This is a genomic window from Leptolyngbya sp. CCNP1308 (genome assembly GCF_034932455.1).
GTDB lineage: Bacteria > Cyanobacteriota > Cyanobacteriia > Phormidesmidales > Phormidesmidaceae > Nodosilinea.
On record NZ_JAYGIH010000049.1, the window covers coordinates 1 to 15,861 of the forward strand.

At 59.5% G+C, this 15,861-nt stretch carries 10 protein-coding genes; 6 read left to right on the forward strand and 4 right to left on the reverse strand.

The features are described 5' to 3' along the window. Positions 1-120 precede the first annotated feature (120 nt). The 4 genes from VB780_RS13835 (at position 121) to VB780_RS13850 (ending at position 4,582) form a co-directional block, all read left to right on the forward strand. Positions 121-426, forward strand: a complete 306-nt coding sequence (locus VB780_RS13835; protein WP_323351748.1) for a hypothetical protein — start codon at positions 121-123, stop codon at positions 424-426. 436 nt (positions 427-862) lie between these two features. After that, a complete protein-coding gene (locus VB780_RS13840) occupies positions 863-1,423 on the forward strand; it encodes a peroxiredoxin (RefSeq protein WP_323351749.1) in 561 nt (186 codons plus the stop codon). A 135-nt stretch (positions 1,424-1,558) separates the two neighbouring features. Then, on the forward strand, positions 1,559-3,811 hold the full coding sequence (gene katG / locus VB780_RS13845; protein WP_323351757.1) for a catalase/peroxidase HPI: 2,253 nt from the start codon (positions 1,559-1,561) through the stop codon (positions 3,809-3,811). Positions 3,812-3,949: 138 nt separating this feature from the next. Continuing rightward, complete coding sequence (locus tag VB780_RS13850; RefSeq protein ID WP_323351750.1) at positions 3,950-4,582, forward strand: Uma2 family endonuclease; 633 nt, start codon at positions 3,950-3,952, stop codon at positions 4,580-4,582. Here the strand turns inward: VB780_RS13850 and cobT are convergent. The 3 genes from cobT to VB780_RS13865 form a co-directional block, all read right to left on the reverse strand. Next, positions 4,579-5,679 (reverse strand): nicotinate mononucleotide-dependent phosphoribosyltransferase CobT, encoded by a 1,101-nt coding sequence (gene cobT / locus VB780_RS13855; RefSeq protein WP_323351751.1) that lies wholly within the window; start codon positions 5,677-5,679, stop codon positions 4,579-4,581. The genes VB780_RS13850 and cobT overlap by 4 nt on opposite strands. 198 nt (positions 5,680-5,877) lie before the next feature. Then, on the reverse strand, positions 5,878-6,663 hold the full coding sequence (locus VB780_RS13860; protein ID WP_323351752.1) for a DUF2232 domain-containing protein: 786 nt from the start codon (positions 6,661-6,663) through the stop codon (positions 5,878-5,880). A 6-nt stretch (positions 6,664-6,669) separates the two neighbouring features. Further along, positions 6,670-7,374 (reverse strand): Crp/Fnr family transcriptional regulator, encoded by a 705-nt coding sequence (locus tag VB780_RS13865; RefSeq protein ID WP_323351753.1) that lies wholly within the window; start codon positions 7,372-7,374, stop codon positions 6,670-6,672. Positions 7,375-7,757: 383 nt separating this feature from the next. On the opposite strand from VB780_RS13865, the gene VB780_RS13870 reads away from it, so the two are divergent. Both VB780_RS13870 and VB780_RS13875 read left to right on the forward strand, forming a co-directional pair. Continuing rightward, positions 7,758-14,582, forward strand: a complete 6,825-nt coding sequence (locus tag VB780_RS13870) for a hypothetical protein (RefSeq protein WP_323351754.1) — start codon at positions 7,758-7,760, stop codon at positions 14,580-14,582. A gap of 117 nt (positions 14,583-14,699) precedes the next feature. Further along, positions 14,700-15,374 carry a Uma2 family endonuclease gene (locus VB780_RS13875; protein WP_323351755.1) on the forward strand — a complete coding sequence of 225 codons (675 nt, stop codon included), beginning with the start codon at positions 14,700-14,702 and terminating at the stop codon, positions 15,372-15,374. Between the two features lie 82 nt (positions 15,375-15,456). On the opposite strand, the gene VB780_RS13880 is transcribed toward VB780_RS13875, so the two are convergent. Continuing rightward, positions 15,457-15,738, reverse strand: a complete 282-nt coding sequence (locus tag VB780_RS13880; protein ID WP_323351756.1) for a hypothetical protein — start codon at positions 15,736-15,738, stop codon at positions 15,457-15,459. Positions 15,739-15,861: the final 123 nt, after the last annotated feature.

Sequence of the window (15,861 nt, forward strand, 5' to 3'; positions counted from 1 at the left end):
CCGAAGCAGATTGCGAGGCTAGGGAGATCGTACCCTAGTCACTCCAGTTTGCACTTCAACTGCGGGTGGCTAGGGTTTTCGCGTTCTGTCTTCCTCAACCAAAAAAGGAAAACAGAACCGATGTTTGAATATCTCGAACCAGACGCCAATAACAACCCCGAGGCCGGGTCCTTACCGCTGCCGCCCAGTGGGAACAGCAAAGGCACCCGACCCCTAACCCCCGAGAAAGTGCGCCACATGCTCTACGGCATAGACCGCACCATCAAAATCCTCCACACCCTCGGCTACGCCGACCCCAACGACTGGAGCGATCCCATCCCCGTACCCCCAAGCGGAGCGGCTAGCGCAGAATTTCCAGAGGCGAAAGCGATCGCCCCACCGACCCAATGGATGGTCATCATGACCAAAACCGTCCTCCTAGAATGATTTTGGGTGAGTCAAAGCCCTTGCCGGGTGGATGCGGGTAGAGAACTTAACCCGCATTCACCCGGCACCCAAGGGCAGACAGATTACATTTTGTAGAGATATTAAGTGTTGCAAAACAATCTTATTTTGGCTTCCACGGACAAGCTTGATTGACTTAGGCTGACGATATGCAAACTCGTAATGAGTACGGCTTTATGTCAATGCAAATGTCTGAGTATTTAAACTCAATGATTCATGTCTGGCACCCTCCAGACTTGCCAAGGTGGCTCAAAGAACGGGTTTGACTATGGCGCAAGCTATAGAAAGTTAATGATTTTTGTAGCTTTACTAGAAGGAGTGGGGCCAGATCCTTAAGCTAGGGCTAGAGTCTCTACTCATCAATTTTGTAGTTAGGAAGCGTCTAACTGATGTTGAATGCGAGTAAGGAGCTGGGCCAATGCTGTTCCACTATGGGGGACAGTATATCCCCGATATAACATTTCGGCTGTTTTCAAAGGCGGGTTGGTACGATCTTTCGACGGCAGATCTTTTTGAAGATAGAACGGTGGTGGTGTTTGCGGTGCCAGGAGCATTTACCTGTCCGCATTCGCCGATTCAACTGTTAGCCTACAACGAGTATGCCGAGACATTTCGATCCAATGGCGTTGATGAAATTCTCTGTATTTCAGTCAACGATCCGTTTCTGCTAGCGACCTGGGCCCACGACGAAGGGGCCGACCAAGTGCGCTTTATCCCCGATGTGGCGGGTGACTTTACCCGCGCTATGGGGATGCTGGTAAACCTTTCTGACAAAGGTATGGGGTACCGCTCGCGGCGCTATTCCATGCTGGTGAAAGACGGAGTAATCGAAAAAATGTTTGTAGAACCAGATGGTTTTGAGGCCATGCCCGTTGTTTCTAATGCCGAGACCATGCTGAGCTACATCAACCCAGAGGCAAGGCAACCGGAGCAGACTTCTGTGCAGATGCAGATGTGGCGGGCGATGCTTTCTGCCTGAGGAAAAGCAGTCACGCAGAAACGAAACAAACACACCTAAACCATAATCAGGAAAAGAATTATGACCAATAGCCAAATGAACTGCCCGTTCCCCATGAGTAGCAAGCTAATGGAAATCTGGCGGGCCATATCATCGGTGCTGGGATCAAGCAGCACGGAAAATATTGAGACCAGCACGCCCCAGTCTACGGCACCCAATGGGAGCAGTAGCACCAGCAAATGCCCTGTTTTGGGTGGCCCTCAGACTCGGCTTGGGACTTCGAACCGCGACTGGTGGCCGGATTCTTTGAATCTCAACATGCTCCATCAGCACTCATCCAAGTCCAATCCTATGGATGAGTCGTTCAACTATGCTGAGGCGTTCAAAAGCCTTGACTTGGCTGCCTTGAGGGCAGATATCTTCGAGCTGATGACCACGTCGCAAGACTGGTGGCCCGCCGACTACGGCCACTATGGGCCGCTTTTTATTCGTATGGCGTGGCACAGTGCTGGCACCTACCGCATTGGCGACGGTCGTGGTGGTGCGGGGTCGGGGAGTCAGCGGTTTGAGCCGCTCAATAGCTGGCCCGACAATGCCAACCTCGACAAGGCGCGCATGCTGCTGTGGCCCATCAAGCAGAAATACGGCAACAAAATTTCCTGGGCCGACCTGATGGTTTTCACGGGCAACTGCGCCCTGGAGTCGATGGGCTTCAAGACGCTGGGCTTTGCTGGCGGGCGCGTGGACGTGTGGGAGCCGGAGGTCGATATCTACTGGGGTTCTGAGAAAGAATGGCTCGGCAATGAGCGCTATGAGGGCGATCGCGAGCTGCTAAATCCCCTTGCTGCCGTGCAGATGGGCCTGATCTACGTCAACCCCCAGGGGCCAGACGGCGAGCCTGACCCCCTGGGCTCAGGGCGCGACATTCGCGAGACCTTTAAGCGAATGGCAATGAACGACGAGGAGACCGTTGCCCTCACTGCCGGTGGACATACCTTTGGCAAATGTCACGGGGCGGGTGAGGAAACCCACCTCGGGGAGTCGCCGGGGGGGGCCACCATTATGGATCAGGGCCTAGGCTGGAAGAGCACCTTTAACTCCGGGGTGGGCGTCGATGCCATCACCAGCGGCATCGAAGGCGCATGGACTCCTACGCCAACTCAGTGGGACAACAGCTATCTTGAAACCCTGTTTAAATATGACTGGGAGCTGACCAAGAGCCCCGCTGGCGCATGGCAGTGGAAGCCCAAGGGCGATGCGGGCGCAGGGACCGTTCCCGACGCCCACGATCCGTCGAAACGGCATGCCCCGATGATGACCACGGCGGATATGTCCATGAAGATCGACCCGATCTACAACCCGATCGCACGGCGTTACCACGACAACCCGGATGAGTTGGCCGAGCAGTTTGCTAAGGCCTGGTTTAAGCTGACCCACCGCGATATGGGGCCGCGATCGCGCTACCTCGGCCCCGAGGTGCCCCAGGAAGAGTTCCTCTGGCAAGATCCCGTCCCCCCCGTCGATCACGATCTGATCGATGAGCAGGATGCTACCGCGCTCAAAGCCAAGATCTTGGCCTCGGGGCCGTCGGTCTCCCAACTGGTTTCTACCGCCTGGGCGTCGGCTTCCACGTTCCGCTGCTCCGACATGCGCGGCGGGGCGAACGGGGCGCGCCTTCGCCTGGCACCGCAAAAGGATTGGGAAGTCAACCAGCCAGCGCAACTGGCCACAGTGCTGCAAACCCTGGAAGGCATCCAGCAGGAATTCAACAACTCCCAGTCGGGCAACAAGCGAGTTTCCCTCGCCGACCTGATCGTGCTGGGCGGCTGTGCAGGCGTTGAGCAAGCGGCGAAAAATGCCGGTCACAACGTGACGGTGCCCTTCACGCCGGGGCGCACTGATGCCACCCAAGAGAAAACTGATGTGGAAGCCTTTGAGCCCCTAGAGCCGACCGCCGACGGGTTCCGCAACTACAGCAGCGGCAAGCACAGCGAATCGCTCGAAGAGCTGCTGATCGATCGGGCGCAGTTGTTGTCTCTATCGGCCCCGCAGATGACGGCGCTGGTGGGCGGCCTGCGCGTCCTCGGGGCCAACTTTGGCGGGTCTAAGCACGGCGTCTTTACCGATCGCCCCGAAACCCTGACCAATGACTTCTTCGTCAACCTGCTCGACCTGGGCACGACCTGGAAGGCGACCTCTGAGGATGAGGTTGAGTTTAAGGGCAGCGATCGCAAAACCGGTGCCCAAAAGTGGACTGCGACTCGCGTTGACCTGATCTTCGGCTCTAATTCACAGCTCCGCGCCCTGGCAGAAGTCTACGGCGCTTCGGACTCACAGCCGAAGTTTGTCCACGACTTTGTGGCGGCCTGGGACAAGGTGATGAACCTCGATCGCTACGACCTCGCCTAGTCTCAGTGCCAAGGTCTGCGAGGATTTAAGGCGTGGCCTCAACCGATTATCGGCTGGGGCCACGCCTATTTGCGGCCAATCTGATGCTGACTCATACTCAACTTCGCTACAGTTAAAAAAACTGATAGAGATTGCACGATGGCTACCCTGCTGCAATCCCAAAGCCAGCACATCACCCTCGAAGGCGTGTCGTGGCCTACCTACCAGGCTCTGCTACACGACATGGGCGACCACCGCGCCTCGCGGCTGGCCTACGATCGCGGCATCCTCGAAATCATCATGCCCTCTGACCTCCACGAAGTGCTAAATCGGCTGCTCGATCGCATCATCACCGCTCTGACCGAGGAACTCGACCTCAAAATCAAAGCCTACGGCTCCACCACGCTAGAACGAGCAGACCTGGAGCAAGGGGTGGAGCCCGACTCCTGCTACTACATTCAAAACGCCGACCAAATCAGCACTCTGGAGCTTGATCTCCGCAACGGCCCGCCGCCCGATCTAGCGGTAGAAGTAGATATCACAAGCTCGTCCCAGCGACGGTTTGCGATCTACCAACAGCTACAAATTCCCGAGGTGTGGCGGTATACCCAGCGGCGAGGCCTGGTGTTTTATCAGTGGGTAGAGGGCCAGTACGTAGAATGTGCCGTCAGCCCCACCTTTCCCCAGGTGCGATCGCAAATGCTGATGCAGTTTCTACAGCTTGCCCCCGGCCAAGACGACAATGCCATCATCAAAGCCCTGCGCCAATGGGTTCGGCAGCAGATTACCTAACCCATTTCAACCTGGGCTTTTTGCTCTAGCAGCGCTTCGATGGCGGTCAGTAGCTCTGGCTGTCCCCAGTTTTGGTAGAGGGTGGCGGCGATCGCACACCCCCCCGCCCCCAATCCCTCCTTCACAAACCCCCGCTCGTAGGCCCGCAGCGCCTCAAACCGCGACTCTGCAAAGCTCAGCTGCGTCGCCAGCAAACAGGCCCCCGTCAGCTCCGCCAGCCCCACCGTATCTCCGGTAGCATCTTCCGCCACCCAGCGCGTGGTGCCCACCACCACGTTTTGCGGATTCCAGGCACAGCCTTCCGCCGCTGCCATCGCCACCATCAGCGCGTAGACCGCCAGCATTTGCGTGCCCCCCGCCAGCAGCACGGGCCGGGTGCGACTGGCCGCGATCGCCATTCCCGCCACCACCGACTGCATCGGGTCACCCACCGCCGCCACCACCGCCAGGGGATGGGGCCGGTCTGGCAATCCAGCGTGAGACAATCCCTGGACAACTAACGCCTGCTTCTGACCATGGTTACAGGTCGGATGGCTGCTATTTACCCGCTCCACCGCATCCAGCCCCAGCCCAGTGAGAATTCCCAGGGCCGTAGTCGTGCCCCCTACCACACACTCCGCCAGCAGCAAGTAGTCGCTTTCAGCTCCCAACAATTCCCCTTGATCTAACCCCTGCCGCCAGAGGTGATGCACCACATCCAACGGCAAAGCCGCCCCAGTACTCAGGCATTGAGCAGGCTTTCCTCCGAGATCTACATGGGGCACAGTCGGCGGCAGCGGCAAACCAGCATTGAGAACGACGAGGGGAATTCCCTGGCCTGCAATGACGGCCTTGGAAATTAGCGCTGGGGACGCCCCGGCCTGAAGCGGCGGCAGGGTGTACTTTGGCGCGGGCGTAAAGCCGTTGACTATAAACTCGGCGTCGGCTAAAGCGGTGTAGCGGCGATCGTCCGGTGTTGCCCCCGCCGCCGAAATCCCATCCACCAGCCCCGTCTCCGTAAACCCCAGCGTCAACACCAGCCCTGGCCGCAACCCCCGCACTCGTTCTAGCCAAGCTTGGCCTTGCTGACGCTGGGTGTAGATTTTGATCGGAGACATATAAGGCCCAGGGCTGATACAGAAGCGATCGGGATTGGGTAAGTATTAAAGCTGGTTTGGCAACTCCATTTGTTGGTGGGCAGTGCCCACCCTACGCCTCCCCCACTCCCCTACTTCCTCAACTTCCCCATCTCCCCAGCCCTTAATTCAAAATTTCTCCTTCGGAGATGCTTCGCGAACGAAACTCCCTCCAATCCCCTACTCTTTCAACAAGTCCTGCACCCACCCCGGCGGCTCTGGAATCTTTGCCCCCAGCCGTCCCAGTAGCAGCCAGGCCGCCAAATGCACCGTAAATAGATACACCACGTTGCTGGCCAGCACCGACACCAGGGCCAAGATCTGCACGGCTTCCACGTTGGCCTGGCCCAGCACGCCCACATCCAGCACGCCCAGTCCCACCAGGCGCTCCAGGCCCCAGTTGAGCATTTGGGTAACCTGGGTGGTCAGATACACCCACAGGTCTTCGCCCACCAGCAGCGACGACAGCCACAGCCGAAAGAAAAAGCCCACCGACCCCAGTAGTGACCCCAGGGCGATCGACACATACCAGTTGGCCCGCCGCACCCACAAAAAGCCCAGCTGCACCCCCAGCAGCGCGTAGGGCATCAGAAACAGCAGGCTGCGGGGTGGCCCCATCAGCACCGACAGCAGCAGCCCCGCCACCAGCGCCGACATCCACGCCGCCCGTGGCCCCCAGCGCAAATACACCAGGGCCATCGGTAGCGGAAATAGCAGCCGCAAAATTGGCCCCGGCGGAAAATAGGTGTTCACCAGCCAGATCAGCGCGGCAGTACTGGCCAGAAAGGCGGTTTCAACCATCGCCAGCGGGCCAGACTTCAGCCGGTGCGACAGATCGGGCGCGTCGGGCTCGACCTCTGCGGCGCGGTACTCCAGGTAGGTGTCTAGCCCATCGAAATCGCTCGCAGCGTCGTCAACCGGGGGCACAAACTTAGCCCCGGGGGCGGGGTCAGGGGGGTGACTCATGAATGGCTAAACCAGCAGACGTTCTAGGGCATTGATGTCGGGAATGTTCATCAGGTCTTTATCCCGCACAATTAGCCCTTTCTTCTCTAGCTTACTCAGTACGCGGGTCACCGTCTCCCGGGCCAGGCCGCTGAGGCTGCTCAACTCCCGGTGGGGCAGGTTGGGAATTTCGATGCCGCTGGCGCTGCGCTGCCCCTGCCCATCGGCCAAAAAGAGAATGATGTCGGCCACCCGCGAAGTGCTGTCCGACTCGCGCAGCCGCAGGCGACGGTTGACCTGCCGTAGCCGTCGCGCCATTAGCTGCGACAGGCGAATACCCGCTAAAGGCTGTGTATTGAGCAGCTTGACGAAATCGCTGGCGGGCATGCTGCCAATAACAGTAGGCACCAGGGTAATCACGTCGGTGGAGCGGGGCACCTCTTCGAGGGGGGCCATTTCGCCGAACAGCTCGCCCCGGCCCAGAATGTTGAGGGTGACTTCTTTGCCGTCGAGGTTGTAGGTGCGAATCTTAACCCAGCCTTCCAAGATGAAGTAGACCGAGCTGCCCCAGTCGTTTTCGAGCAAGATCACCTGGTTGGCCGGGTGGCGACGGGAGACCACGTGGCTGGTGGCTTCGGCTACAGCCTCCTCTGGCAGATCCTGAAATAGCAGCGCCGAACGAATTAGTTTGAGATCGGCGTCCGTATCTCTAGGGTTGTAGCGGGCATCCATTTATCACCCCAACATTAATTTTTTTGTTTAAGTTAGTGATATTAAATCGCTTCAACCCATCCTATCCCAGGCTAGGGGTAGAATTTTCCCCTGGTGGCCTAGCGGCGGAATCCAAAGTCCTAGCACTATATCATTCCCCCACTACTCGACCAGGGCGATGGTCAAAGACCGACCCAGAAGGGCGCTGGCGCAGTCTCTCCAAAGGGGAATCGCCCCAGGGCGACTCCAGCAGAGGTGTCTTGAACGGGCCATTCTAGGGACGCAGGGTAGAGGCGCATCCGTTGAAATCAGCGGCGCTAAGGTACGGTCTGACGTGATTTTTAGAGTCGCCTGACATACACTTTGGCAATCGCTGGGGTACAAGGTAAACACAAGGGGTAGCCGTGCAGCAGGACGAACTGGAAGCTCTGGTAGCCGAAATTGACTCAATCTTGGAGGAAGCTCCGCCACGGCTGCCCTGGGTGATGTCAAATGATGCCAATCAGCGCCAGCTGCTGGCCCGAGCGCGGGCCTGCTTAGCCGAGGTGAAGGCATCGCCTGATGCCCTGGCTGCGCCTGGGCTGCCCAACGACCCCACCGCCGTTGCCTCTAGCCAGGTGCTCAAGGCGCTGCTGCAAGAAATGCAGTACCTGCGCGGGCAGACCATGCAAATTCTCGACCCGCTGCGCAACGAAGTGGCGACCCTGCGGCAGCAGCGCGAGCTACTGCTGCAAGAGGTGCAGCAGCTTCAGCAGCAGCGGGCGCAGGTAGACCAGGGCTCCAACCTTCACCAGCTGCCCCCCAGCTGGGAGGCGGCCCTGCAGCAGATGACCCAGCAGCTTGAGGCCCGCCTCAGCGCCCAGGTGAACCAGTCGGTGCAGCGGCTGGAGTCGGCCACCGCTACTGCCTACGGACTGCTGCAATCGCCCCAGGGGTTTGCTGATGGCGACGCCCCTGGACTTACCCCAATGCAGCGGCTGGAGTTTCTCAAGCAGCTGCAAGCCCAGTCTGACCAGCTCATGCTGGGGCTCGATCAGTCGATGCGATCGGTGTTTGACACGCTGCAACAGAGCATCTACAGCTACCAAGACTCCCTCAACCAGGGGCTCAACCAGATGCACACCCTGGGTCAGCAGGGCGAGCTGATGTTTAGCGCCTTGGTCAACCACCTGGGCCAGCAAATTAATGCCGAGACCCTGGCCTATCTAGAGCAAGGTCAGCGCCGCGAATTGCCCCAGACCCGCCCCGAGACATCCACCCCTGAGACGCTAGGCGGGAATGCCTTTGCTGAGGTCGGTGACCTGTCGGCTGATCTAGAGGCCGATTTGGCCTTGGAGGCTCTAGATATTGGCTTTGACGAGCTAGACGACGACGAACTCACCCTGCTGCAAATTGAAGATGAAATTACCGAACTTCAGCTCGATGCCAATCTGGATGCCGATCTAGAGTCTGCTGAGACCGGTGATGCCTCACTCCTCGACCTGCAATTGCTCAATAGCCTTGACACCGCTGCCCCTGACCCATCCCCGGCGGTGTCGCTGCCCGACGGAGCCGCTGAGCCCATTACCGACGTAACGGTGGCTGGGGTAGAGGCTGAGTCAGCCCTTGATGATCTCTACCAAAGCCTATTTGGCAGTGGTTTTTTGGCGGACTCCGCGATCGCTGCGGGTGACGCCGTCCCTGCGGATGCCGTCGATGACTTTTTAGAGGCGGATCGGGTGGTAGATCAGGTGACTGAGGGGGCGATCGCATTCCCTAACACCCCCGAACTGGCCCCGACCGACGATCTGCCCCGCCTCGACGAGCTGACCCTACTCACCCAAGCTGTCGAGGCTGCTGAGGCTGACACCAGCCCCGAAGTCACCAGCAATGACCTCAGCAGTCTGCTGGGAGAAGGCTCCGGCCTCAGTCTAGGTACCCTACCCGGTGATGGGCTCGACCTCCCCACCGCCATAGCATCCTTCGACGAATTGCTGCCCGCTGGCCCTGGCGAAGCGGGCGACCCAGAGACCGCCGGGAGCGACGGCGAAGACCTGTTGGGTGGGTTTATGGCCGCCTCTGCTGAAGAAGATCTGCTGGCCCAAGACGCCTTGCCCGCGATCGGCACCTACGACCTGGCGATGGATGATGTCATGGTCGATCAGCTTCAGGAAGACCTGGAGAACTTAGAAACAGTGATGGCCGCTGAAAACCCGTCGCTGGCAAACGTAGACCTTGATCTGGCCGCTGCTTCAGAATTGTTCAACCCGCCTGCCGAGGCGCTTCCCGAGCCGCCTGGCGATGCCGACGCCGACGCTGCTGTTGGCCGCGATCGCGTCTCTGACCAAGAACCCGATTCCGGCAGCACACCACCCGCTGCCCCGGTTAGCGGCCTCACTGAAGCTTCAATGCCAGAGCGACCCAGCCTCGACCTGTTTGGCCGCGAGCCTGCTGCTGCCGAGCTGGCTCAGACCCTCAGCTTATTTGGCGCAGACGCTCCCCCTCCGCCTACCCCGGCCCTGGATCAGGTGGTGCTCAATAATTTAGAGATCGCCTTGCCTGAGCCAGCGACTCCGTCAGAGCCACTTGCCCCAGAGCCCGCCCCAGACTGGTCGAGCCTCGATCGCCTGGAACTTTCCGATTCAGAACCAGAGCCGGGTTTTGCTGAAGACGTGCCCAGCATCGATCTGTTCAGCGACTCAGCTTTGGCCGACCTCACCCTAGATCAGCTAGAGATAGATCCGGTTAATCAGTCGTCTTCTGCCGTAGATGAGCCTGCCGCAGAAATGGCAGGGGTTGATCTATTCGAGCAGCCGTCGTCTAGCCTGGATGACCTTGCCGTAACTGACCTCAGCATCGATTTACTGGGTCAGCCACAGCCCGTTGCTGAGGCTTCTATCCCAGAGAGCTCAGGAATTGATCGGTTCGATCAGCCCTCTTCTGGGCTGGATGCGCCTGCGGTAGAAGACACTGGTATCGATCTGTTTGACGAGCCCGCGCCAGAGGCAGCCATTCCCTCAGAGGGGGGCTTAAATCTGTTTGATGTTTCAGAACTCACCCTAGACGACGCTGAGCCAACGGCAGCCGGTCTCGATTTATTTGCCGAGCCCAGTACACCAGCGATCGCCCGTGAGGAGCCCACAATTGACCTATTTGGCGAAGCAACCCGGCCCGAATCTAGCGATTTGTTTGGGGCGATGGAAACAGCCCCAGCAGCTTCCGCGCCCGATGATTCCCTGGCATCTATTCTGTCAGAACTCAATTTGAGTTTGGAGCCTGAAGAACCTGCCCTAGGTGAGTCAGGGTTGACCCTAGACGATCTTACCGAGCTATCTCCCCCGTCCCCCGATCAGTCCGCCCCCGCACCGTCGGCTCCTAACACCGGAGCCACCGGCCCCTCCCTCACCCTCGAAAATCTGCTAGGAGAGCTGACCCTCGACCCCTTGACCCCTCTGGCCCCAGACCCCAAACCGGGGGAGACCCTGGACGACCTAGCTGCGGCTGGGTTTGGCGAAACCCCTGGCCCAGATGCCCCGGCGGCGTCCACCGCCGACTTTACCCTGGCCGATCTCGATCTAGGCGCTGGCCTTAGTGGCCCGCTCGATTCTGCGCGCCAGCCCGACTCGCCGCCGGGCGAGTCTATGGGCGATTTGTTTCCAGATTTGCCCTCTACCGAGCCGTCGATCGCCGAACGTTTCACCCTAGACGAGCTCAATTCGGGGAACGAGGCGTCCGACCGCTCTGCAACCACAGACTCGCCGCCAGCGGAGCCAGCGCTCACCCTAGAAACCTCGGGATCATCCGCTGCGCCACCGCCTGCCGCGCTGGATCTCTCCATTACTCTAGACGACCTAAATCTGTCTCTAGATGACGAGCCGGGGCCAGACGCTCCTGGCACCCTAGAACCCAGCCTGGATGATCTAACAGACCTAGGCGGTTCGTCGGCGGACTCTGAGCCTGCCACTCCCCCGGTCGAGGCCACCACCGACTGGCAGCGAGAAACTGGCCTCGACAATGTTCTGGATACGGAACCGGCGCTCACCCTAGAAACCTGGGGATTGTCCGCTGCGCCGACGCTGGATGCTGCTGCACCGGATCTCTCTATTACCCTAGACGACCTAAATCTGACCCTGGATGATGAGCCTGAGTCAGAGTCTCCCGGTGCCCTGGAGCCGAGTCTAGATGATCTGACTGATCTGGGCGATTCGTCAGCGAACTCTGAGCCTGCCGCGCCCCCGACAGAGACCACCACCGACTGGCAGCGAGAGATCAGCCTCGACAATATTCTGGATGCCGCCGGGGCAAGCACTGGCGAAAGGCTAGAGCTGACCCCAGAGGAACCGTCGGAGGTGCCCCTAGAGGAACCTGTCGATTCTATTCAAGCGGCGGCAGCCGAGACAGCGGAGTCGATGGAGACCATGATCGACTTCATCAACCTCGATGCGCTGCTGGGAGAACCTATTGCCCCAATTTCCTCTGAACCGAGTTTAGATCTGAACCTAGATCTCAATCTAGAGCTTGAGCCTCTGGAGCCGGAGCGCCCGGATTTGGAGAATCTAAATCTTGGAGATTTGGATCTGGATACTCTGGATAACGGTGAGGCGATCGCAGAGCCTGAACCCCTCTTTCCCCTCGAAAATGCACCGGCAGAGGGCGACCTAAGCCTTGAGCCAGACGCCACGGCTCTGCCCGAGGCTGCTAAAACCGGCGCTGACCAGGGTTTCTCCGTAGAAGAATGGCTAGGAGACTCTAGCCCGGCTCAGGACGAAGATGTTTTAGAGATTTTGGCAGACGCGGGCCTCGGCGACTTGGGCGATCTCCTTGGGCCGACCCCGGCAGCAGACGAGCGTTGGTCTCAAGCTTCAGAACCCACCCTGGGGGAATTCACAGACGAAACCTTTGGCGATGAGCCCATTGAAGAGGTAGAAGATATTGTCGTTGAGCCTGTAGCTACCGATTCCATAGGCTTTGACGACCTGGAGGCCGAGACCGCTGAGCCTGGGGTTGGCGGGGTTGATCTGGGGGCGATCGCCCCAGAGCCAGACAGCCTAGAGGTAGCAGAGGTAGCGACTCCAGAACCAGAAATCCCAGAACCAGAGGCTGCCCAGGAAGACTTCCCAGAGCTTGATCTATTACTGGCGGAAGCTGGCTTTGAATCAGAGACTGCCCTGGCCGACACCCCCCATAACTTCGTTGCCCCGGTAGTCGAACCCCCAGCAGAGCCCGCGACGTTTGCACCCGAGGTGCCAGCTCCTGGCACCCTAGAGTCCCCAGCGCTTGTATCCGAAAGTTTCGAGTCTGAGATTCCTGACGATCTAGACAGTGAGCCAGTTGATGTCGTTATCCCAGGCCCGCCAGAGGATGCTGAGCCCACGCCCTCTGAGCCCACTCCCCTGTGGTTTTTGGGTTTGGATGTGGGCACCACGGGGCTGTCGGCAGTGCTGCTGGAGCGTCGGGGTGGGCAGGTCTACCCGCTCTACTGGGTCGATAACGCCATCTCTGGGGTAACTGCCGACAAGTTCTTTCGGCTGCCGACGCTGGCCTCCGTCGAGGCTACCGACGAAGGTTACCAGGTGCAGTCGGTGGGGTCGTCGGCCCTGACCGTCAGCTGGGGCGACGGCGATGCTGCCGATCAGGGGGCGGTGTTGCTCAAGGCCCTAAAGCCCTATCTCAAACTGGGCATTCCCTCCACCGGCTCAGACGGCCCAGAGCCTCAGGTGCAGTGGTCCGATCGCGATCGCATTCCCCTGCCCGTGTTTCAAGAGAGCCTGGCGCGGCTGCTGGCCACCCTGCCGGTGGGGCTGACCCCGGAGGCTGCCTTTACCGTGGGTGCTGTGGGCCTCGATGCTGAGGCGATCGCCCGGGCGCTGCAAGTCCTCAACGGGGTTGTCGTCAGCTACCCCGCCAACTGGCCCGACACCTACACCTTTAACCTGCGAGAGGCGGTGCTGGGGGCGGGCCTCACCGCCAACCCCGACGATATCTATTTTGTGGAAGATGCGATCGCGGCAGTCCTCTCTGGCCTGCCCGACCCCTCGACGCCGCTGCCCGAAGACAACGGCCAGCCCATGCAGCAGCAGACCCTCTACGCCTGCCCCTGGACCGGGGGCACGGTGGTGCTCTCCGCCGGGGCCAGCGTCACTGAGGTGGGCATTGTCAATCTGCCCCGCGCCCTGGGCGACCTGGCCTACGGCGACTTTGCCCTGCACTCCATGAGCTACGCGGGCGACGCCATTGACCTCGACATTATCTGCCACCTGCTGCACCCCGCCGAACGTCGCCAGAGCCGCCCTGCCGAGGGTTCTGGGCGATCGCCAAACTCCACCGGCTGGGGCTGGCAGGCCGCCATGCCCGAGCTAGACGGCACCCACTGGAGCGATCTCGACCTCGACGGTTGCGAAATGCCCCGCCCCGCCGAGCCCGATACGGCCCGTCGTCAGCGCCTCTACCAGCGGCTAGAAGCCTCTCTGCTGGGGCAGAGCGCGCTAGAAGCGGCGCGACACCTGAAGATAATTCTTCAGCACCAGCCCCAGTTTGAGCTAGAGCTGGCCGACCAGCGCTGGGTGGTGCGCAGCAAAGACCTCGAAGACCGGATCATTTTGCCCTACATTCAGCGCATCAACGGCCATGTCAACCGGCTGCTGAGCGAGGCGGGGCTCAACACCCAGGGCATTAACCAGGTAATTTGTACCGGCGGCAGCGCCTCGTTGCCAAAGATCGCCCGCTGGCTGCGGCAAAAGTTTCCTAACGCCACCATCGTGCAGGATACATACCACAGCGATCGCCCCCCCAGCTGTAGCCGGGTCACCTACGGGCTGGTCAACCTGGTGCGATACCCCCAGGTGCTCGACCTCACCCGCCACCAGTACAGCGACATGTTCTTGATGATGGAGGTGCTGCGCGCCCTACCCGAGCAGCCCATGCCCCTCAACGGCATTTTGCACCTGCTGAAGGAGCGGGGGCTGAATGTGGAAGCCTGCCAGGCCCACCTGATGGCGCTGCTGGAAGGTCGCCTGCCGCCCGGTCTGTTACCGAGCACCACCAGTAGCTCCTCAATGCTGGTGCCCACCAGCGACGACCTAGTCACCCTGTCCACCACGCCGCTGTTTACCCAGCCCAACGGCCAGATCTACGTGCCAAACCTGGAGCAGGGCCAGCGGTTGACCAATTACATGGAGCAGCTGCTAGCCAACAAGCACCAAACCCTGATTGACCCCTTGCTGAGCCAACTCACGGTGCTCAATGTGTAGCCTGTAAGGGCGTCTTTGAACCTGGGCGTTCCTTGCAGTGATGGAACGCTTGGGGTTGTTGCTCAGGGCTGAGCTTACAATGGGGATACCGGTTGCTAAGGATGATGGGTAATGGTGATGACCGCGCAACAGCTGGCCGATCTCATGCCAGATGCGACCCAGCTAGAGAGCAATGAGCCAGAAATGGAAAGTTCACTGCACTACGCTCAACTGGCGCTGCTGGTGGCCTGTTTGGAGTGGCTATGGCGCGATCGCACCGACTTTTTCATTGGCGCAAACCTCACTATCTACTTCAGCCGCGAACAGCTCAAAAATCGCGATTTTAGAGGTCCGGATTTCTTCCTAATCAATCAGACTGAAAGACGGCCTCGCAAATCATGGGTAGTGTGGGAAGAAGGCGGGCAGTACCCCGATCTCATTATTGAACTACTGTCTCCGGCCACAGCAAAAACCGATCGCAGCCTCAAAAAGGTGCTCTATCAAGATCGGTTTAGAACCCCAGAGTATTTTTGGTTTTCGCCAGAGACGCTGGAGTTTGAGGGCTACCGACTGGTGGGGCAGCACTATGATGCGATCGCCCCCAACGCAGCCGGTCAGCGATGGAGCGAGGTTTTGGGCCTATTTCTGGGTGTTCAAAACGAGACACTGCGCTACTTTCACTCCTCGGGTGAGCTGGTGCCTACCCCAGAGGAAGCCGCTGCTGCGGCCCAAGCAGCAGCTCAACAGGCCCAAGAACGGGGCGATCGCCTAGCCGAGCAGCTAAAAGCGCTGGGGGTAGAGCCAGAGGCATAAGGAATCTAAGATCCCCCCTTTTCAAGGGGGCAGGGGGGATCTCCACTTTTGCTAAGAGAAACAGGACTTTTCGAACGTCCTCTTACTCAATCAGGAGGGTTTTCGTCAGAATAACCATCCACGTCATCCCATCTGGGGAGGCTGCGCTCGCTGCACCGCTGTTGGGCGGCACGGGGATGGGGTCGCTCCAGTCGTTGGGGTCGGCGTAGCCGTAGGCATGGAGGATTTTGATGGTGCGATCGATGCCCGCCAAACTGCCGTAGAGCAGATGGCGCACCCGCTCAGGGCGGGGTTGGGGTCTTGCAGATGGAGACGGCGGAATGTTCGACGCGCCGCTGGCGTCGGGTTCGAGATATTCAAACATCGGTTCTGTTTTCCTTTTATGGGTTTGAGGAAGACAGAACGCGAAAACCCTAGCTAACCGCAGCTGAGGTGCAAACTGGGAGAGCTAGGGTACGATCGACCTTAGCCCTGCAATCTGCGTGCT

Coding starts and splice junctions, on each gene's coding strand:
- VB780_RS13835 (WP_323351748.1), top strand. CDS start 121: ATGTTTGAATATCTCGAACCAGACGCCAATAACAACCCCGAGGCCGGG.
- VB780_RS13840 (WP_323351749.1), top strand. CDS start 863: ATGCTGTTCCACTATGGGGGACAGTATATCCCCGATATAACATTTCGG.
- VB780_RS13850 (WP_323351750.1), top strand. CDS start 3,950: ATGGCTACCCTGCTGCAATCCCAAAGCCAGCACATCACCCTCGAAGGC.
- cobT (WP_323351751.1), bottom strand. CDS start 5,679: ATGTCTCCGATCAAAATCTACACCCAGCGTCAGCAAGGCCAAGCTTGG.
- VB780_RS13860 (WP_323351752.1), bottom strand. CDS start 6,663: ATGAGTCACCCCCCTGACCCCGCCCCCGGGGCTAAGTTTGTGCCCCCG.
- VB780_RS13865 (WP_323351753.1), bottom strand. CDS start 7,374: ATGGATGCCCGCTACAACCCTAGAGATACGGACGCCGATCTCAAACTA.
- VB780_RS13875 (WP_323351755.1), top strand. CDS start 14,700: ATGACCGCGCAACAGCTGGCCGATCTCATGCCAGATGCGACCCAGCTA.
- VB780_RS13880 (WP_323351756.1), bottom strand. CDS start 15,738: ATGTTTGAATATCTCGAACCCGACGCCAGCGGCGCGTCGAACATTCCG.